This window comes from Pseudomonas sp. PA27(2017) (genome assembly GCF_001945445.1).
Taxonomy (GTDB): Bacteria; Pseudomonadota; Gammaproteobacteria; order Pseudomonadales; family Pseudomonadaceae; genus Aquipseudomonas.
This window is the reverse complement of sequence record NZ_MSXW01000046.1, coordinates 70342-88072: the sequence shown is the minus strand read 5'-3', so window position 1 is coordinate 88072 and position 17731 is coordinate 70342. Positions and strand designations below refer to the sequence as shown.

Genomic DNA, 17731 nt, shown 5'->3' with positions numbered 1-17731 from the left:
CGCAAAGGCACCTCATGCAGGTGCCTTCGCGCGTTGCCAGAATCCCGTCGGTGCGCCGTTTCGCTTGTTCGACATATGCCCTCACTAATCGCATGTCCGCCAGCCTGGCCTTTAGCCGAACCTTTCGCGAGATGGCTTCGTCGTACCAGAACGAGCCACGCGTGGGAGAGGGATATGTTGACTGATCCAAAAACTCGATTTCGACCCTATACAAACGCCGCCGGGGGCTGGGGGTCGGCCAAGTCGGTGACGGGTATCTTGCTGCGTGAACGAGCGGTGGCAAAGATCGGCGTTGCGCTGCTCAAGCAGAACAAGCCCGAAGGTTTCGCGTGCGTGAGTTGCGCCTGGGCCAAACCTGGCGATACCCACCTGGTGGAGTTCTGTGAGAATGGCGCCAAAGCCACGGCATGGGAGCTGACGGCCAAGCGCAGCAGCCCGCAGTTCTTCGCCGAGCACAGCGTCAGCGAATTGCGCGGCTGGTCGGCCCATGCTCTGGAAAAGCACGGCCGCCTGACCCATCCGATGCGCTACAACCCGGGCACCGACCGCTATGAGGAAACCAGCTGGGAGGCCGCCTACCAGGAAATTGGTGCGGGCCTGCGTGCGCTGCAGCCGGACGAGGTGGTGTTCTACGCTTCCGGCCGCGCCTCGCTGGAGGCCTCGTTCATGTACCAGTTGCTGGCTCGCGCCTATGGCACCAACAACCTGCCGGACAGTTCCAACATGTGCCACGAGAGCACGTCGGTGGGCCTGCAGGAGAGCATAGGCGTGCCGGTCGGCACCGTGACCCTGAACGATTTCGAGCACGCCGACTGCCTGCTGTTCTTCGGCCAGAACGTCGGCAGCAACGCCCCGCGCATGCTTCACCAATTGCAGGAGGCGCGACAGCGTGACGTGCCGATCATCACCTTCAACCCGCTCAAGGAGCGGGGCCTGCAGGAATTCGTCAACCCGCAGTCGCCAATCGAGATGCTCGGGCCTAATTCCACGCAGATCAGCACCCAGTATCACCAGGTCGCCATCGGTGGCGATACCGCAGCCATCGTTGGTGTCAGCAAGGCACTGCTCGATCTGCACGATGCCGCCCGTCAGCGTGGCGAGCCCGGCGTGCTGGACATGGCGTTCATCGCCAAGCACACCAGCGGCGCCGACGATTTCATCGCCTATGTACGGGGCCAGGAGTGGGCGCAGATCGAGGCCATCACCGGCCTCAAGCGTGCGGCCATGGAGGCGACGGCGCTGGTCTATGCGCAATCGCAGCGGGTGATGATCGTCTATGGCATGGGCATGACCCAGCATCGCCTGGGCGTGCAAAACGTGCAGATGCTGGTGAACCTGCTGTTGCTGCGCGGCAATATCGGCAAGCCGGGCGCCGGCATTTGCCCGGTGCGCGGCCACTCCAACGTGCAGGGCCAGCGTACCGTGGGCATTACCGAGGATCCCGCCAAGGTGCCGGGCGAGTTGATCGAGCGGCACTTCAAGTTCAAGGTGCCCGAGCGCATGGGGCTGAACACCGTCGATGCCTGCACCGCCATGCTCGATGGCCGGGTGCGCGGCTTCGTCAGCCTGGGTGGCAACTTCTTGCGCGCGGTTCCGGATACCGGGCAGATCGAGCCGGCCTGGCAGCGCCTGGCGCTCAACGTGCAGGTGGCCACCAAGCTCAATCACTCGCACCTGCTGCCCGGTGAGCAGGCCTGGCTGTTGCCCTGCCTGGGGCGTATCGAGATTGACCGTCAGGACGGCGTCGAGCAGAGCCACAGCGTCGAGGACAGCACTGGCTACATACGTGGTTGGCGCGGCAGGAGCGAGCCGGCGAGTGAGCATTTACGGTCGGAGCCAGCAATCATCGCTGGGCTGGCGCGTGCCACGCTACCAGACGAGGTCAATATCGACTGGGAAGCGTGGCGACGAGATTACGGACGCATTCGTAAGGCCATCACGGCCATTTATCCGGAGATCTTCCACGACTTCGAGCAGCGTATGTGGCAGGTGGACGGTTTTCGACGACCGGTGGCCGCGGCGCAGCGCGAGTGGGCGACCGAAAGCGGCAAGGCGCAGTTCGCGGTGCCGCAGCCGCTCCTCGCCGATAATGGCGTGAGCGCCGCCTATGAGCGGCGCGATGTGCTGCAACTGATGACGATCCGCAGTAACGACCAATTCAACACCACCATCTACGGCTACGAAGATCGCTTTCGCGGTGTGCATGGCACCCGTTCGGTGATCTTCATGAACGCCGACGATATCGTGCGCCTTGGTCTGGCCGGCGGCGATTGGGTGGACGTGACCACCGCCGTGGAGCCGGAGGTCGAGCGCCAAGTCGGGCCGCTGCAGATTCTCGCTTACGACATCCCCCAGGGCTGCTGCGCGGCGTACTACCCCGAGTGCAATCCGCTGGTGCCGCTCTGGCACCACGCCGAACGCAGCAAGGTGCCGGCCGCCAAATCCATCCCTGTGACACTCAGCCCGAGTACTGCGGTGGCGCCTGGCGATGCACGACCGACGCTGATCGCCACTCAGCGCTGATTAGCACACCGTTTCGTCGTAGGAACAAGCGAAGCGGCCGTGCTAGAGCGGCTCATGCCCGCTGCTCGGGAGGGTGGAACTTCAAGCGGCGGGCTTTTCTCCCAATCTGGAACGCAGGTGATTTCGCCTGCAGCGATTGCGCTTCAGACGTGGCGGCAACCGTGCATTCACCCAAATGGCAGGAGAGTCCGATGACCCGCAACACTTCCAACCAATTTGCCATGCAGAACCCGCTGACCCAGTACCCGCAGCCGGAATTTCCGGCGCAGCATCAGTCCGAGCCGGGCCTGGATCTGGAAATGACTCCCGAGCCCGATCACGGCGAAGAAAGCTATATCGGTTTCGGCCGCCTGGCCGGACGCAAGGCGCTGATCACTGGCGCCGATTCCGGGATCGGCCGTGCGGCAGCCATCGCCTACGCCCGTGAAGGCGCGGACATCGTGCTCAACTACCTGCCCGAGGAAGAGCCAGACGCCCAGGAAGTCATCAAACTGATCGAGGCCGAGGGCCGTCGTGCAGTGTCCATTCCCGGCGACCTCAAGGACGAGGCCTTCTGCGTGTCGCTGGTGCGCGATGCGGTCGGCGCCCTCGGCGGCCTGGACATTCTGGTCAATGTGGCCGGCAAGCAGATCACCCAGAAGCATATTGCCGAGATCACCACCGAGCAGTTCGACCACACCTTCAAAACCAACGTCTACGCCATGTTCTGGCTGTGCAAGGCGGCGGTTGCGCAGATGCCGCCGGGTGCGGCGATCATCAACACGGCGTCGATCCAGTCCTACGACCCATCCGGCACGTTGCTCGACTACGCCTCCACCAAGGCGGCCATCGTCGCGTTCACCAAGGCACTGTCGAGCCAGGTGATCGGGCAGGGCATCCGTGTCAACGCGGTCGCACCGGGTCCGATCTGGACCGTGCTGCAACCCAGCGACGGCCAACCCCAGGAGAAAATTCCCACCTTCGGCTCCCAGGTGCCGATGAAGCGCCCAGGCCAGCCGGCCGAGTGCGCGCCGCTGTACGTGCTGTTGGCTTCCCAGGAGTCGAGCTACATCACCGGTGAAACCTTTGGGGTGACCGGCGGCAATCCGCTGCCGTAAGGCCCGGGGCCCGCAGTACGCCCGCTGCGGGCCCGTTTCCGAAATAGTATCGTTGCCTGCGCCATTCGCCGCGGGTCGCGTCTCCCACAGTTATCGCAAGCAGCCCACCGTCCGTGTAGGAGCGCCGACCCGGCGCGATGGCGATAGTGGCCTTGCTGCAGGACCGGCGTCTTGACCACCATTCACCGCGGGTCGCGTCTCCCACAGTTATCGCAGGCAGCCCACCGTCCGTGTAGGAGCGCCGACCCGGCGCGAACCGATAGCGGCCTTGCTGCGGTAACGGCGCCGTAACCACCATTCGCCGCGGGTCGCGTCTCCCACAGTTATCGCAGGCAGCCCACCGTCCGTGTAGGAGCGCCGACCCGGCGCGAACCGATAGCGGCCTTGCTGCGGTAACGGCGCCGTAACCACCATTCGCCGCGGGTCGCGTCTCCCACAGTTATCGCAAGCAGCCCACCGTCCGTGTAGGAGCGCCGACCCGGCGCGAACCGATAGCGGCCTTGCTGCGGTAACGGCGCCGTAACCACCATTCGCCGGGGGGGCTCGGCTCTCACGATGATCGAAGGCTGCCCTGGGCTTATTCCTCGAGCTTGCGACGCGCTTCTTCAGACGCTTGTTTGATCTTTTCCGCCTCCTGCTCCTTGGTCTTGATGGTGGTCGGGGTAATGGCCCGATCCACTGTCTCGGTCTTCTCTCCAGGACGCTGGTTTTCCTTTTTCACCACGTTGACGTTGTCGCCTTCCACGTCCTTGGCAGGGCTGTTCGGCGGAGTCGGGTCGATTGGCGTCTGGCTCATGGGTACTTCCTCCTGGTTGATGATCGAAGGGCTGGTCAGGCAGCCCCTGATAGTTACGAGGCCTCGACTGCACTTTGAGTTCGGACAATCGACGTATGTATCCGGATGCTTCAAGCACGCTGATTTCGCAGCCTCCGGGCGGCAGAAAACCTGAATCCCTGGGCGTCGACCGAATCGAATCTGAGGACAGTCGACAATCAATCGATGGGAGAACGACATGGGCGAATTCAGGATTTATCTCGACGAGGAACTGCAATGCGCGACCACCTCGCCGGCACTGGCGCAGGCTGCCTGGAACCGTGCCTCACGGGATGCGCGCATCGCCGAAAAGGGTGGTTCGGTGCGCGCCTACGAAGGTGAAGTGACCGTGGCGGAAATGCATCCCGAACCGCGAGTAGGCCACCCATGGCCCGATGGCCGTGATCATCAGCTGGACCTGCGTGACGTGTGGGACAGCCTGATGCGCCTGCTCGAACAACAAGGGTTGGATGACCAGGCGATGAGTGACGCACTGAGCCGCTTCGGGCTCGCTACCAAGAGTGTGCGCGCTTCGGTGCAGGATGAGTTGGGCGGGCGTACCATACCCACGGCAGCCGAGCTGGTGGTCTTGCTCGATGCCATTTACCAGGATCGCCAGCGCGAGCCTCAGGCTTGAGTCTCAGGGCAGACGCATCTTGTTCACGCAATGGCGGTTGAACAGCTCGGGCTTTTCACGGCGGATGCGTTCCTCGATCTGCTCGATGATAGCGAAAACCTCCGTTGGAGTGAGCGATGTCCTGCAAGGGATATCGCGCACTTCGAGGGAGGTCGTCGAATCCATTTCCGAAAGCCGCACGACCATACTCGTTGGCGACTCCAATGACACGTGTACAATAAGTGGCTGGAAATAGTTGTACAGCAACGTAGCAGCGTCCAGAAATTTCATCTTTGCCACAATTATTGCTCTCGGCATTGCTCCTTTATTAAGGCAATAATGCAGGGCGGTTCGTTATTGTCAATCGAGATTACTTACTTTGCTCCGGTGAAGTGGGGGGCTTTGGCATGCCGCGCGGGCCGGCATAGCCCCAGATGATCAAACCAATTACTGGCAGCAACACGATAATGAGTGCCCACATAAGTCGCGTATTGAAGCTCTTTTCACTGCGCCACAGATTCATGACAGTGACAAGATCAACGAAACCGATTACGACGAATGCGCCGAGCCAGAAAAGCACAGAAGGATCGCCCATGGTGGATCTCCTTTCGTTACAGCGAAGGCCCGTGAAGTCGGGGTGTTCGCGGGTTGGGACAGTACGTCGCAAGCGCCTTGCCGAGATGTTCTCCATTGCTTGATCGAACGTTGCGGCGTGTGGCGGGGCTATAGCCCTGTTCAATTACGAAATGCCTTTAGTTGATTAAGTTCGCCTGAAAAGATGCTCGGCCATGATGGCCTTTTAAAACCGCTTTTTAATGGCGTTTGCTGGAGCATGCATGATGCCCGTGCAATAAAACCGATTCATGCAAAGTGCAAGAGCGCGGCACAAGCGTAAGCGGCTCGATGATCAATGAAATCAGCGAACTCCTTGAGCGATAAAGTTGGCATATGTGATGCACCTGTCTGTTGGTACTTGTAAGCAGTCGCCTGCCACCACTGAAGGGTCATCCAAATGAATACTGCCGTTATCGAACAACTTTGCACTGCACTGCCCGATCACGATATTTCCATCAAACCGCGCCCGGATGGCATGTACCTGCTGAGCATCAGCAAGGGAGGCGAAGCTGTATTCCTCAAGGCCGTCGACAAGCTGGCCGTGGACAGCGAGGACGGCGCCCGTGCCCTCGAGCGCGAGATTGTGCGTGATCGCAAATTGCTCAGCGGCGAGGTGAACTGGAAGGGCATCGGGGCGCAGTGGGTGTCGCGCAAGCTGCCGACCTTCACCGGTGCGCCGGTCAACCCGACCGCAGCCAAGACGATGTGGTCGCGGCGCAACCTGGATTCCCTGCATTGAGCGCATCATGCGCCCATGAAAAAGCCCCGATGATTCGGGGCTTTCTTTGGCCCGGGTTAGGGCCGATCAACTCGCGCACATCAGGATTTGCCCAGCAGACGTGAGGCGTCGAAGCCCATGCGCATGTTGCCCCAGTGGCGGCCTTCGAAGAAGAACGGCACGTCGATCTCGGTCATGATCTCGCCGGTGTCGCGCAGGTAGGTCTGTAGCAGGAAGCGCTGGGTGTTGCTCGCCGCGCGCAGGCCCACCGGGTCGGAGAACATGCGCTTGTTGCGGCATACCGGCAGGTCGACTGCACGGTTGCCGGTCGGCGCTTTGGATACCCAGCTGTTGTTCACCGGGCAATAGCCCTTGGTGTCGACGATGAAGGTGACGATGCCGCCAGGCGTGCCCTTGGTGAGGCGGTCGATCTCTTGCTGGCAGATCTGCGCGAAGCGCTCGGTGTAGCCGGTCATGTACTGCTTGGGATCGGTATTGGCGATCAGCTTGTAGTTCTGGTCGAACAGGTTCACGCCTTCGCGCTGCAAAGTCGCCAGGCGAGTCTGCAGGGCATCGCGGCACCCGGTGGCGCGGGTGATGGCGGCATCGAGTTCGCCCTCGCCGAGCACGAAGCGGCCGAGCAATTCCTGCACCCGCTCGGCAACGGCGGACAGGTCCCGGGTGGCAGTGGCCGAACGCTGCATACGCTGGTCGATGGCTTGGCTGTCGGCATGGATCTGGGTCACGCGATCATTGATGCCGGTATTGGCATCTGCCACCTGCTGGATGTGCTCGGCGATTTCCGCCAGCTTGCCGTTGGTGGATTCGAAATCGCTGATCATGACCTCGAAGTGGCCAGTGGCGCGCTCGACCACCACCTGGGTTTCCCGGGCGCTCTGGCTGATGCGTGCGGTCTGCTCGTGGGTGGTGCTGACTTCCTTGAGCATGGCGTCGATGTTCTGCGAGATGTCGCCGGTCGCTTGGCTGACGTTTTGCGCCAAGGTGCGCACCTCATCGGCAACCACTGCGAAACCTCGGCCGCTTTCGCCGGCGCGGGCCGCCTCGATGGCCGCGTTGAGGGCCAGCAGGTTGGTCTGCGAGGAGATCTGCTGGATCAGGCCGACCACCGACTTGATGTTCGACGAACGCTCGTTTAGCGCCGAGACCAGGGTGCTGAACTCGTTGAGGCTGTTGGAAATGGCGCTGATGTTGCCGGTCACTTCCAGCAGTTCCGCGTAGGAATCCTGGGCCATGCCCAGGTTGTGCGCGGTGGTGGTGGAGATGGCCTGGGTCTGCTGCGAGACCTCTTCGATGCGGCCGACCGCGCTGTTGCTCTCGCTCATCACCTCGTTGGCGAAACGTGCCTGGTGGGTGGCGCTGTCGCTGGAGTCGCTGATGTTCTTCAGTGAGCGGGCCGATTCGACGGCGATCTGCACGGTCAGCGCCTGCACGTTGCTGATGATTTCGCGCTGCTTGGCCAGAAAGCGGTTGCAGGTGCTGGCCAGGGTGCGGATTTCGTCGTGGGTGAGCAGCGGCAGGTCGCGGGACAGGTCGCCCTCACCGCTGGCGATCTCCTCCAAGGCGCGGGTCATGTTGTCCACGGGGCGCACGATCAGGTGGCGGAAATACCAGACCATGAAGCTGACCATGCCCAGGGTGAACAGCGCGCTGAGCGCCAGGGCAGTGCCGAGGGTGTCGAGCTTGCCTTCCACCTGCTTGAGCAGGGCCGGGTCGATTTGCGCGCCGTGCAGCAACTGTACGATGTCGTCACGCAGGCTGAGGGCTACCCAGACCAGCAGGCCGCTGACCAGCACCAACAGGAAGAGGCTGGATAATTTCTTGGTCAAGGTATCGAAAAAGTGCATCTCGATGGAATCGTACAGCGACTTTAACGACTGCATGCCGCAGCTCCTGACAGAGAAAAGATCCTTGGGTTTCCATTACTTCGACCAGAGCCGCGGAACCTTTAATACCAGGCGCTCTGTTCGCCGACGTTCCACGCGATTTATAGGATGTTCCACCGCGAGGGGCGCGAAGTGTAGTACCTCGACGTTTGCTGTTAAAGGGCCATTGCACAAAAAAATGGCGTCAATCGTTTCTTGCGCAAACGACGCTACCGGCACTGGGCCGGTAGCGTTTTCGCGTTGTGGGAAGCTTAGCCGCGCTGGCCGAATTCCGCCTGCTGGGCGGTCCATCCGGCCACCCGCTCACTGAGGGATAGGCCCAGGCCCGGCCGGTTCGGCACCAGCATGCGGCCGTCTCGGGTTTCCAGGCGTTCGTTGAACAGTGGCTCCAGCCACTCGAAATGCTCCACCCAGGGCTCGGTCGGGTAGGTAGCAGCCAGGTGCACGTGCAGCTCCATGGCGAAGTGTGGCGCGAGCATCAGGCCGGCCTGCTCGGCCATGGCGGCGATCTTCAGGAACGGGGTGATACCGCCAACCCGCGGCGCATCGGGCATCAGGTAGTCGGCGCCGCGGGTTTTGATGAACTCGGCATGCTCGGCCACGCTGGTGAGCATCTCACCGGTGGCGATCGGCGTGTCGAACGCAGCGGCCAGGGCGGCGTGGCCTTCGGCGTCGTAGCAGTCGAGCGGCTCCTCGATCCACACCAGGTTGAAGTCTTCGAAGCGTCGGCACATGCGCTGTGCGGTGGGGCGATCCCACTGCTGGTTGGCGTCGACCATCAGCGGAAATTCGTCACCCAGGTGCTTGCGGATGGTACCGACGCGGTGCAGGTCCAGGGCCGAATCGGGCTGGCCGACTTTCAGCTTGATGCCACCGATGCCCTTTTCCCGAGACAGGTCGGTGTTGGTCATCAGTTGCTCCAGCGGCGTGTGCAGGAAACCGCCGGAGGTGTTGTAGCAGCGCACCGAATCGCGCTGAGCGCCGAGCAGGCGGGCCAGGGACAGGTTCGCGCGCTTGGCTTTCATGTCCCACAGGGCTACGTCGAAGGCGCCGATGGCCTGGGTCGACAGACCGCTGCGGCCCACCGAGGCGCCGGCCCAGCACAACTTGGTCCACAGCTTCTGGATATCGCTGGGGTTTTCGCCGAGCAGCGCCGGGGCGATCTCCTGGGCATGGGCGAACTGGCCAGGGCCGCCAGCGCGTTTCGAGTAGCTGAAGCCCAGGCCGAGATGGCCGTCCTTGCTTTCGATTTCCACGAACAGCATGGCGATTTCGGTCATCGGCTTTTGCCGGCCGGTCAGCACCTTGGCATCGCTGATCGGGTTGGCCAGGGGCAGAAAGACCGAGGCGATGCGCACCCAGGCGATCTGGTCCTGGTCTGCGCAGCCATGGGAAAGGGTGTGTTCACTCACGCGGATTACCTCGCTTGACGTTCTTGTTGGGGCCGCCAGGTGGTTGAAAACACTGGCGTGAATCCAGACGTTAAGCTGATTAGGTAATCATTCAAGGGATTGAACAGGGCTGAGGGCTGCTTCAAGGCAGAGGCGACCACTCAAACCAACCTGTGGGAGCCCCGACCTCGGGGCGAAACGATTGCAGCCTGACTGCCTATTTCGGCTGTGCCTGAGCGAATCGTCGCGAGGTCGCGGCTACTACAGTGGATCGAATAACGACCGCTCCCGCCACCAACCGGCCAAACAGCAAAGCCGTGGATTTCGGCGCCTCAGGCGCTCTGCCGCTCGACGATGCTGAAGCCCGTATCGACGCGCACTTTCACCGGTTCCTCATGGGGATGGTCGAGGCGCTGGAGCAGGGCGCGGGCGGCCTGCAGGCCGATCTCGGCGCCGTTGATGCGAACCGTGGACAGCGAAGGCTGCAAGTGCGCAGCGATGTTCAGGTCGCCAAAGCCCATAACCGCCAGATCATCCGGCACGCGGATGCCCCGTTCGGCCGCCTCGACCAGCACGCCGTGGGCCAGGGTATCTGAGCTGCACACCAGTACTTCCGGGCGCTCACCGGCGGCCAGCAAGCGTTGCAGGCCCTCGCGACCGAGGTTGGCCGTTGCCGGAGGTGGCAGTACGACGCGCGGCACGGCGTCGATGCCCAGGCTGGCCAACTCCTCGGCCAGGCTGTCGCAGCGCCGCAGGCCGCGCGGGTCATCCAATGTCGCCACGGCGAAACGCCGATAGCCTTTGGCTGTCAGGTAGCGGGCGATGGCCGCGCCGACCGCTTCATGGGAAAAGCCCACCAGCATGTCCAGCGGCCGCGGCGCCAGGTCCCAGGACTCGACGATGGGGATGCCCGAATGCGACAGGCGCATGCGGCTGGCCTCGGTGTGCAGGGTACCGGTGAGCACGATGCCGTCTGGGCGCCGGCGCAGGATGGTGTCGAGCAGTTGCTCTTCGCGCTCGGCGCTGTAGTTGGTCAGGCCAATCAGGGTTTCGTGGCCGGCTTCGGTCAGGGTATCGATCAGCGCCTGTACGGTGTCCGCGAAGATCGAATTGGCTACCGTCGGCACCAGCAGCGAAATCAGGCGGCTGCGCTGCTCGGCAGCGCCGGCGAGCATGGCCGGTACGTAGCCGGTCTGCTGTACGGCGCGAAAGACTCTCTCGCGCAGTGCCGTGCGCACGATCTCCGGCTGGTTGAGGGTGCGCGATACGGTGATCGGCGAGACCCCGGCAACCTTGGCGACGTCTGCCAGGGTCGGCGCCTTGCCAGCGGGTAGGCTCGCGCGCTTGCGGGGTGGTCGGTCATCACTCATGGGGGGCTCGCGCGGTGGATGCAGCTGGCGATAGTAGCAAGCCGGGCGTCGGCGGCGCGCAATGGCGTGCAGGCCTGGCCGTCACCCGCACCGTCGGCTGTAGTGCCTGACACGGGCAGGGGCCGCTCGCCTGAACCCTTCAAAATGCCGAAAAGCCCCGCCCCACAAGCGTAAGCGGCGGGTGCAGGCCACTCATCCTGGCGGCTGAACTAAAGGATTCGGCGCTTCCTCGGACTTTAGAACAGGCACCCCAAACCCTCGTTCTGGAGAGCAGCATGCGCGCATTGACCTACCACGGCAGCCACGACGTTCGCGTCGACAACGTACCCGACCCCGTCATTCAGGAAGCGGATGACATCATTCTGCGGGTGACCGCCACTGCGATCTGTGGCTCGGATCTGCACCTGTACCGCGGCAAGATTCCTCAGGTGAAGCACGGCGACGTGTTCGGCCATGAGTTCATGGGCATCGTCGAGGAGGTCGGCAGCGCCGTGACGGCGGTCAGCAAGGGCGACCGGGTGATCGTGCCGTTCGTGATCGCCTGCGGCAGTTGCTTCTTCTGCGACATGAACCTGCATGCCGCCTGCGAAACCACCAACGACGGCCGCGGCGCCATCCTCAATAAGAAGCAGATTCCGTCCGGCGCCGCGCTGTTCGGCTACAGCCACCTGTATGGCGGCATGCCCGGCGGCCAGGCGGAATTGGTGCGGGTGCCGAAGGCCAACGCTGGCCCGTTCAAGATTCCCGATGAGCTCGACGATGAGCGCGTGCTGTTTCTCACCGACATCCTGCCGACCGGCTATCAGGCGGTGATCAACGGTGGCGTGAAGGAGGGCAGCAGCGTGGCCATCTATGGCGCCGGCCCGGTAGGGCTGATGGCCGCCGCCTGCGCCCGGATGCTCGGTGCCAGGCAGATCTTCATGGTCGACAACCAGCCGTACCGCCTCGAATATGCCCGGGCGACCTATGGCGTGGTGCCGATCAATTTCGACAAGGTCGATGACCCGGCCGAGGCGATCATCGAGCAGACCGAAGGCTATCGTGGCGTGGACGCCGCTATCGACGCGGTCGGCTTCGAGGCCAAGGGTAGTGCCACGGAAACCCTGCTCACCCAGCTCAAGCTCGAGGGCAGCAGCGGCAAGGCGCTGCGCCAGTGCATCGCCGCGGTTCGGCGGGGCGGTACGGTGAGCGTGCCCGGGGTATATGCGGGCTTCATCCATGGCTTCCTGTTCGGTGACGCCTTCGACAAGGGCCTGACCTTCAAGATGGGCCAGACCCATGTGCACGGCCTGCTGCCGGACCTTCTGGAGCGCATCCAGAACGGCGCGCTGCAGCCGGAGGTCATCATCAGCCACCGAATGAACCTGTCCGATGCCGCAGAAGGCTATCGCCTGTTCGACAAGCAGGAAGACGATTGCCGCAAGGTCATCCTGCGGCCTTGAGTGGTAGTAGCGAGGATCGCCTGAGGGCGGTCTTCGCACCCAATAGATAGTTCTTGTTGCCTATATAAGAAAGCACTTCGTTAATTTCGTAAGCTTTGTAAATTAGCTGGAGATGGTTGGTTATATATGGCGGTAAATCAATTCGGCATAGTTGTATTTTGATGGCATGCAAAATGCGGTGCGTTTGAAGTTGTATCTTGCACTTTGCACTATCGGCTCTGGTGAAAGTTCGGAAAAGTGCCCTGTTTACAGGTGTTCGCTAACGTTGTCGTATTGGCATGCAGTGTGCACTACCGAGTGACGTTAAATCGTCATTCACCAAGGGAGTTTTCCGATGACTGCTGTTGCCATTGAAGTGCTTGCGTCTGCGTTGCCCGATCACGAAATCACTCTGACGCCGCGCCCGGATGGAAAATTTCTGCTGACAGTTGCCAAGGGTGGCGCTACTCAACTTTGCCGTGCCATAGATCGCCGTACCGTGGTCGACCATAGCGAGCTGCATGCCCTGGCGCACGAGCTCGAGCGCGATCAGAAGCTGGTCAGCGGCGAGATTTCGTGGAAGGGCGCTGGCGCCCGCTGGGTGCGCCGCAAGCTGCCTACCTTCACGGGAGCACCGGTGAGCCCGACTGCCGCCAAATTGATGTGGACGCGCCGCAACCTGGATCGTCGCCAGCGCCCAACCGCCTGAGCGATACCGCTGCCGAGCCCCGCACTTCGCGGGGCTTTTTATTTGCGCCAATGAAGTAGCTGGCCGTTATTTTTTATACGGATAATTATATATAAAGCCCTGCTGTATAGGTTTTATGTGAGTTGTATGGTTTTCATATCAAATGAATGATCAGGCTCTGTTGAATGTTGATTCATTCAATAACCGCTCGTCCTTAATTGCGAACGTATCGCTCATGGCCCCGTTCCCACTAATGAATCTTCGAATATCCCAGGAGCGAACGATCATGGCGACCAAGACTGAAAACCTGTTGAGCTGGCTGCGTGATGCCCATGCGATGGAACAGCAGGCCGAACAGATGTTGAAGGCGCAGGCTTCGCGCCTCGAGCATTATCCAAAGCTCAAGACCCGTATCGAACGACACATCGAGGAAACCCAGGGCCAGCGCGAATTGCTGGAAGGCTGCCTGGAGCGTCTCGGCGAGAAGCCGTCGATGCTCAAGGATATCGCCGGCAAGCTGACTGCCTTCGGCCAGGCTGTCGGTGGCTCGGTGATGAGCGATGAAGTGATCAAGGGCGCCATGAGCGGCTACGTGTTCGAAAACCTCGAGATCGCGTCCTACACCGTGCTGATCGCTGCGGCCAAGGCGGCGGGGGATCGGGAGACTCAACGAGTCTGCGAAACCATCCTGCCCCAGGAAGAGGCGATGGCCGAGTGGATCAAGGATCACCTGCCGGAACTTACCGATGCCTTCCTGACCCGCTCGGAAGCGCCGGACACCCAAGCCAAGCGCTAATGCGTGACGGCGCCTGCAGCCCGCTGCAAGCGCCGCGCTCGACCCCGATCACCGCCGTACGAGTAATCTCCAATTGTCCCGAATCATCGTTTCCGCCGACCCCGAACCCCCCGCCGAAAGCAGCGAAGTGTCCGACTCGCTGATGTTCGGTACGCCCAAGGAACGCCTGGATTTCTACCGTCGGGAAATCCAGTACGAAACCAACCTGATGGCCGACCGTACCAACGCCTACCTGGCGGCGCAGTCGTTTCTGGTCATCGCCTATGCCTCTTCGATGGCCAACGCCAATCCCGATTGGGGCGACATGTTCACCCTGGTGGTACCGACCTTGCTGGCGCTGCTGGGCATCGTCAGCTCGCTCAATGCCTGGCCGGGCATTCGTGCCTCGGCGGCGATCATCTCGCACTGGCATTTCAAGCAGGAGCAGTTGCTGCAGAGCGAGCCGAAGTTCGGCCATGCATATGACGAATCGCCGCTGTTCAGCGAGCACGAGTCCAGCAAGGAGCGCTATTTGAAGTCCTTGCGTTTCTCACTGCGCTCTCCCTGGATGTTCACCATCTTCTGGGCCGGGCTGGGTGCGTTCTCGGTCTGGCTGCAACTGTCGTCGTCGGCCAAGGTGTGACGCGCCGGGCGCAGACGCGCGGTTACCTTCAACAGGTTGCACTCTGCCTGGGTGGGCGTGGTCACTACCAGCAGGCAGCCACCTCGCGCTGCCGACCATGACGAGGAGGCCGCCCACGTGAACCGCACCCTGGCCGCCAGCGCAGGCCTGGCGTTGCTACTGCTCGCCGCGTTGCCGCTGTCGTATCAGCTGTGGCCGGCACGCATCCCGGTGGCGGCCGTCGTCGATGCCGGCCAGCGCATCGGCGGGCCGTTCGAGCTGCATGATCAACAGGGGCGCGACGTTACCCAGCGGAGCTTCGAAGGCCGCTGGCTGTTGGTGTTCTTCGGCTTTACGCGCTGCGCCGATATCTGCCCGACCACGTTGTTGCAGATCGCCAGGGTGCTCGATGGCCTTGGCGAGCGAAGTGCGGCCGTCCAGCCGCTGTTCATCAGCTTGGATCCTGAGCGCGACACGCCCGAGGTGCTGGCCGCCTACACGAGCTTTTTCGATCCCCGCATCGTCGGGCTGACCGGCAGCCTGGAGCAGGTCCGGCAGGTGGCGGACGCCTACGGCGTATATTTTCGCAAGGTGCCGATGGGCGATACCTACATGCTCGATCACACCGGCTCGGTTTACCTGATGAGCCCGGACGGGGAGCTGGCCAGCCTGATTTCGCTGCAAATGGCGCCAGCCGATGCGGTCCGGGAAATCACCAGTGCGATGGGGCGTTCAGGCGATGGCTGAGCGACGCGGAAAAGGCACTGCAGGGCGCAACTGGCCGTTGATTCTTGGCTTCGTGGTGCTGGCCACCTGCTGGTTGGGCCCGTTGCCGGCGATGAGTCGCACGGCGTTTTCCGCCCATATGCTGCTGCATTTGGGGGTAATTGCGCTGGCTGCGCCGCTGCTGGCCATCGGCCTGGCCCGAGCCGGGCTGCGGATGGATCGGCTGCGCCACAGCAGTGCGGCGATCTCTCTGATATTCGCCGCCGAAATGGCGGTGGTGTGGGGCTGGCATGCACCGCCCTTGCACGAAGCGGCGGCGCTCAACGTCTGGGCTTTCGTCGCCCAGCAGGCCAGTTTTCTTGCCGTGGGGCTCGGCGTCTGGCTGCTCGGGTTCGCCAGCGATTCGCGCCGTGGCCTGGCGGCGGCCATGTTCGGCTTTTTCCTGACGTTCGTGCACATGACCATGCTGGGTGTGGTGCTGATCATGGCGCCGAAACTGATCTATCCCGCTGAGCTGTGCCTGGGTGCGTTCGGCTTCGAACAACTCGATGACCAGCGCTTCGGCGGCATCCTGATGGCGGCGTGGAGCGCCGTGGCTTACCTGGGCGGGGCAGTGGTGCTGGGCGCGCGCCTGCTGGCGCCGGAGCGCGAGGCGAAGGGATAGCGAAGCACCACCGCCGGCATCGCGCCGGCGGTGGCAACGGGCTCAGAGCTTGAAGTTGCCGACCAGTTCGTCGAGCTGGCGCGACAGGTCTTGCAGGTTGCTGCTGGCGTCGTTCAGTTGGTCGGCGATCTGCGTGGTCTCCTGGGTGAACTGGTTGATCTGCTCGACGTTGCGGTTGATTTCCTCGACCACGGCGGACTGCTCCTCGGTGGCGGTGGCGACCTGGATGTTCTGGTCGCTGATCTGGCCGATATGGCCGTTGATCTGCTCCAGTGCCTCGGAGGCCTTGCCGGCGTATTCGACCACTCGTTCACTCTGCTGGCGGCCCTTGGCCATGGCTTCGACTGCCGAGCGTGACTCGGCCTGCAGGCGGTCGATGACCTTCTGAATCTCTTCGGTGGAAGCGCCCGAGCGGCTGGCAAGCGTGCGTACCTCGTCGGCCACCACGGCGAAACCGCGGCCTTGCTCACCGGCACGGGCCGCTTCGATGGCAGCGTTGAGGGCCAGCAGATTGGTCTGCTCGGAAATGCTACGGATGGTGCCCAGGGTCGCGCTGATCGCCTCGATCTGCCCGGCCAGTTCGCCGACCACCTTGGCGGTCTGCTCCAGCTCGCCACTGAGCGCGTCGATCTGCCGGTTGGCCTGGTCCACCACTTCGCGACCACCATTGGCGTAGCCGGTCGCCTCGCGGGCTACCTGGGCGGCGTTCTCGGCGTTGCCGGCAATTTCGTTGACCGTCGAACCCAACTCGTGGATGGCGGTGGCCACCTGCACGGTGCGGTCACTCTGGGCCACGCAGTTGCTCTGGGTCAGGCGTGCGCGCTCGGCTACATCGCTGGCCATGGCTGAGAGCTGGCGGGAATTGCCGGCCAACTGCTGCATGATGCCGTGCACCCGTTCCAGGAAGCGGTTGAAGCTCTGGGCGATGTCGCTCAGCTCGTCACTGCCGCTGAGCTCGATGCGGGCATTGAGCGCCAGGTTGTCGGCGGCGTTGCCCAGGCTGCTCTGCAGCGTGGAGACGCGACGACGCAGGTTGGCAACGATCAGCCAGGAGGCGACGAACGATACCAGCAGGCCCAGGGCGATGATCGCCAACTGCCGTACACGGCCTTCTTCATAATTGTCGGTGCTGCGCTGGTTCTGCTGTTCGGCCTGTTGCAGCAGGGCGTCGAGCAGCTCGTTGGCGCCGCCGCGCATCACGCCGTAGCTTTTGGCGTACTGATCGCGGTAAATCTGCTGGGCGCGGGCCATGTCGCCGGTGTCGAGCGCCTGCAGCATCGGCGTTAGCTCGCCACTGACCATGTTTTCGAACTGGTCGAGCAAGCGCTGCGCCTGGGCGCGGCGCTCGGGGTTGACCTGGGCCTCGACAGCATTGCGCATGGCTTCGCGCATGCCGGGAATGTCTTCGTTGAGCGCTTCCTGCACACGGGTCTTGACGCCGCGTTCGTCGCGCAGAGCGGTCTCCTGCAGCAGCATCATGTCGATGCCGACACGCATGCGCGGGATGCGCGAGGCGGCTTCGGCCATCGCCCGCATTGGGGCGGAGGTATTGAGGTAGAGCGCGCTGGCCTCTTTCTGCATGTTCGACATGCTGTTGAGGCTGGTCACCGCGACCAGAACCAGGGCGATGCAGGGGATGGCCACTGCGATGATCAGTCGGGTCTTGAGTGTCAGCGTGTCGAGGCGCATGGGTCTAGTTCCATGTCATTGGAGTGGCGCCAGTATACGGTCACTTAAAGATTGCTGCGCCATCATTTCTGACCGCTCGGAAAGTTGTACGGATGCCC

Annotated in this window: 17 protein-coding genes and 1 pseudogene; 10 read left to right on the top strand and 8 right to left on the bottom strand. The window is 62.5% G+C overall.

What is annotated here, in order from left to right:
* The first annotated feature begins 174 nt into the window (after positions 1–174).
* Both BVH06_RS18705 and BVH06_RS18700 read left to right on the top strand, forming a co-directional pair.
* Positions 175–2523, top strand: a complete 2349-nt coding sequence (locus BVH06_RS18705) for an FdhF/YdeP family oxidoreductase (RefSeq protein WP_075935075.1) — start codon at positions 175–177, stop codon at positions 2521–2523.
* A gap of 191 nt (positions 2524–2714) precedes the next feature.
* Complete coding sequence (locus BVH06_RS18700; protein WP_075935074.1) at positions 2715–3620, top strand: SDR family oxidoreductase; 906 nt, start codon at positions 2715–2717, stop codon at positions 3618–3620.
* A 577-nt stretch (positions 3621–4197) separates the two neighbouring features.
* On the opposite strand, the gene BVH06_RS18695 is transcribed toward BVH06_RS18700, so the two are convergent.
* Entirely contained in the window at positions 4198–4416 is a 219-nt protein-coding gene (locus tag BVH06_RS18695; RefSeq protein ID WP_075932039.1) for a hypothetical protein, read from the bottom strand.
* 217 nt (positions 4417–4633) lie between these two features.
* Between BVH06_RS18695 and BVH06_RS18690 the strand changes: the two genes are divergently transcribed.
* Entirely contained in the window at positions 4634–5071 is a 438-nt protein-coding gene (locus BVH06_RS18690; protein ID WP_075935073.1) for a hypothetical protein, read from the top strand.
* A 3-nt stretch (positions 5072–5074) separates the two neighbouring features.
* On the opposite strand, the gene BVH06_RS18685 is transcribed toward BVH06_RS18690, so the two are convergent.
* Both BVH06_RS18685 and BVH06_RS18680 read right to left on the bottom strand, forming a co-directional pair.
* Entirely contained in the window at positions 5075–5341 is a 267-nt protein-coding gene (locus BVH06_RS18685; protein ID WP_168172932.1) for a DUF1652 domain-containing protein, read from the bottom strand.
* 79 nt (positions 5342–5420) lie between these two features.
* On the bottom strand, positions 5421–5645 hold the full coding sequence (locus BVH06_RS18680) for a PLD nuclease N-terminal domain-containing protein (RefSeq protein ID WP_075932036.1): 225 nt from the start codon (positions 5643–5645) through the stop codon (positions 5421–5423).
* A gap of 417 nt (positions 5646–6062) precedes the next feature.
* Between BVH06_RS18680 and BVH06_RS18675 the strand changes: the two genes are divergently transcribed.
* Positions 6063–6404: a hypothetical protein gene (locus BVH06_RS18675; RefSeq protein WP_075935071.1), complete on the top strand. Its 342-nt coding sequence runs from the start codon at positions 6063–6065 to the stop codon at positions 6402–6404.
* Positions 6405–6484: 80 nt separating this feature from the next.
* Here the strand turns inward: BVH06_RS18675 and BVH06_RS18670 are convergent, their stop codons facing one another.
* The 3 genes from BVH06_RS18670 to BVH06_RS18660 form a co-directional block, all read right to left on the bottom strand.
* The gene (locus tag BVH06_RS18670) at positions 6485–8284 is read right to left on the bottom strand and encodes a methyl-accepting chemotaxis protein (RefSeq protein ID WP_075935070.1); all 1800 of its coding nucleotides are present in this window, start codon (positions 8282–8284) and stop codon (positions 6485–6487) included.
* A 254-nt stretch (positions 8285–8538) separates the two neighbouring features.
* The gene (locus BVH06_RS18665) at positions 8539–9699 is read right to left on the bottom strand and encodes a mandelate racemase/muconate lactonizing enzyme family protein (protein ID WP_075935069.1); all 1161 of its coding nucleotides are present in this window, start codon (positions 9697–9699) and stop codon (positions 8539–8541) included.
* 311 nt (positions 9700–10010) lie between these two features.
* Positions 10011–11048 carry a LacI family DNA-binding transcriptional regulator gene (locus BVH06_RS18660; RefSeq protein ID WP_075935068.1) on the bottom strand — a complete coding sequence of 346 codons (1038 nt, stop codon included), beginning with the start codon at positions 11046–11048 and terminating at the stop codon, positions 10011–10013.
* 275 nt (positions 11049–11323) lie between these two features.
* Between BVH06_RS18660 and BVH06_RS18655 the strand changes: the two genes are divergently transcribed.
* The 6 genes from BVH06_RS18655 (at position 11324) to BVH06_RS18630 (ending at position 15944) form a co-directional block, all read left to right on the top strand.
* Entirely contained in the window at positions 11324–12490 is a 1167-nt protein-coding gene (locus tag BVH06_RS18655) for a zinc-dependent alcohol dehydrogenase (protein WP_075935067.1), read from the top strand.
* Between the two features lie 334 nt (positions 12491–12824).
* Complete coding sequence (locus BVH06_RS18650) at positions 12825–13178, top strand: DUF3509 domain-containing protein (protein ID WP_075935066.1); 354 nt, start codon at positions 12825–12827, stop codon at positions 13176–13178.
* Between the two features lie 265 nt (positions 13179–13443).
* Positions 13444–13953: a ferritin-like domain-containing protein gene (locus BVH06_RS18645; RefSeq protein ID WP_075932028.1), complete on the top strand. Its 510-nt coding sequence runs from the start codon at positions 13444–13446 to the stop codon at positions 13951–13953.
* 73 nt (positions 13954–14026) lie between these two features.
* Complete coding sequence (locus BVH06_RS18640; protein WP_075935065.1) at positions 14027–14575, top strand: hypothetical protein; 549 nt, start codon at positions 14027–14029, stop codon at positions 14573–14575.
* Positions 14576–14692: 117 nt separating this feature from the next.
* Positions 14693–15301 (top strand): SCO family protein, encoded by a 609-nt coding sequence (locus tag BVH06_RS18635; protein WP_075935064.1) that lies wholly within the window; start codon positions 14693–14695, stop codon positions 15299–15301.
* The gene (locus BVH06_RS18630) at positions 15294–15944 is read left to right on the top strand and encodes a cytochrome c oxidase assembly protein (RefSeq protein WP_075935063.1); all 651 of its coding nucleotides are present in this window, start codon (positions 15294–15296) and stop codon (positions 15942–15944) included. Before BVH06_RS18635 ends, BVH06_RS18630 begins: the two co-directional genes overlap by 8 nt.
* Before the next feature lie 42 nt (positions 15945–15986).
* On the opposite strand, the gene BVH06_RS26385 is transcribed toward BVH06_RS18630, so the two are convergent.
* Together BVH06_RS26385 and BVH06_RS26380 are read right to left on the bottom strand one after the other, a co-directional pair.
* Positions 15987–16787, bottom strand: a complete 801-nt coding sequence (locus BVH06_RS26385) for a methyl-accepting chemotaxis protein (protein ID WP_371915305.1) — start codon at positions 16785–16787, stop codon at positions 15987–15989.
* A 57-nt stretch (positions 16788–16844) separates the two neighbouring features.
* Positions 16845–17633 (bottom strand): annotated as a pseudogene (locus BVH06_RS26380) (MCP four helix bundle domain-containing protein); the annotation flags it as partial.
* Positions 17634–17731 lie beyond the last annotated feature (98 nt).

Excerpts from the sequence above, each read along its gene's own strand:
- BVH06_RS18705 (WP_075935075.1), top strand. The coding sequence starts at position 175 with ATGTTGACTGATCCAAAAACTCGATTTCGACCCTATACAAACGCCGCC.
- BVH06_RS18700 (WP_075935074.1), top strand. The coding sequence starts at position 2,715 with ATGACCCGCAACACTTCCAACCAATTTGCCATGCAGAACCCGCTGACC.
- BVH06_RS18695 (WP_075932039.1), bottom strand. The coding sequence starts at position 4,416 with ATGAGCCAGACGCCAATCGACCCGACTCCGCCGAACAGCCCTGCCAAG.
- BVH06_RS18690 (WP_075935073.1), top strand. The coding sequence starts at position 4,634 with ATGGGCGAATTCAGGATTTATCTCGACGAGGAACTGCAATGCGCGACC.
- BVH06_RS18685 (WP_168172932.1), bottom strand. The coding sequence starts at position 5,341 with ATGAAATTTCTGGACGCTGCTACGTTGCTGTACAACTATTTCCAGCCA.
- BVH06_RS18680 (WP_075932036.1), bottom strand. The coding sequence starts at position 5,645 with ATGGGCGATCCTTCTGTGCTTTTCTGGCTCGGCGCATTCGTCGTAATC.
- BVH06_RS18675 (WP_075935071.1), top strand. The coding sequence starts at position 6,063 with ATGAATACTGCCGTTATCGAACAACTTTGCACTGCACTGCCCGATCAC.
- BVH06_RS18670 (WP_075935070.1), bottom strand. The coding sequence starts at position 8,284 with ATGCAGTCGTTAAAGTCGCTGTACGATTCCATCGAGATGCACTTTTTC.
- BVH06_RS18660 (WP_075935068.1), bottom strand. The coding sequence starts at position 11,048 with ATGAGTGATGACCGACCACCCCGCAAGCGCGCGAGCCTACCCGCTGGC.
- BVH06_RS18655 (WP_075935067.1), top strand. The coding sequence starts at position 11,324 with ATGCGCGCATTGACCTACCACGGCAGCCACGACGTTCGCGTCGACAAC.
- BVH06_RS18650 (WP_075935066.1), top strand. The coding sequence starts at position 12,825 with ATGACTGCTGTTGCCATTGAAGTGCTTGCGTCTGCGTTGCCCGATCAC.
- BVH06_RS18645 (WP_075932028.1), top strand. The coding sequence starts at position 13,444 with ATGGCGACCAAGACTGAAAACCTGTTGAGCTGGCTGCGTGATGCCCAT.
- BVH06_RS18630 (WP_075935063.1), top strand. The coding sequence starts at position 15,294 with ATGGCTGAGCGACGCGGAAAAGGCACTGCAGGGCGCAACTGGCCGTTG.
- BVH06_RS26385 (WP_371915305.1), bottom strand. The coding sequence starts at position 16,787 with ATGGCCAGCGATGTAGCCGAGCGCGCACGCCTGACCCAGAGCAACTGC.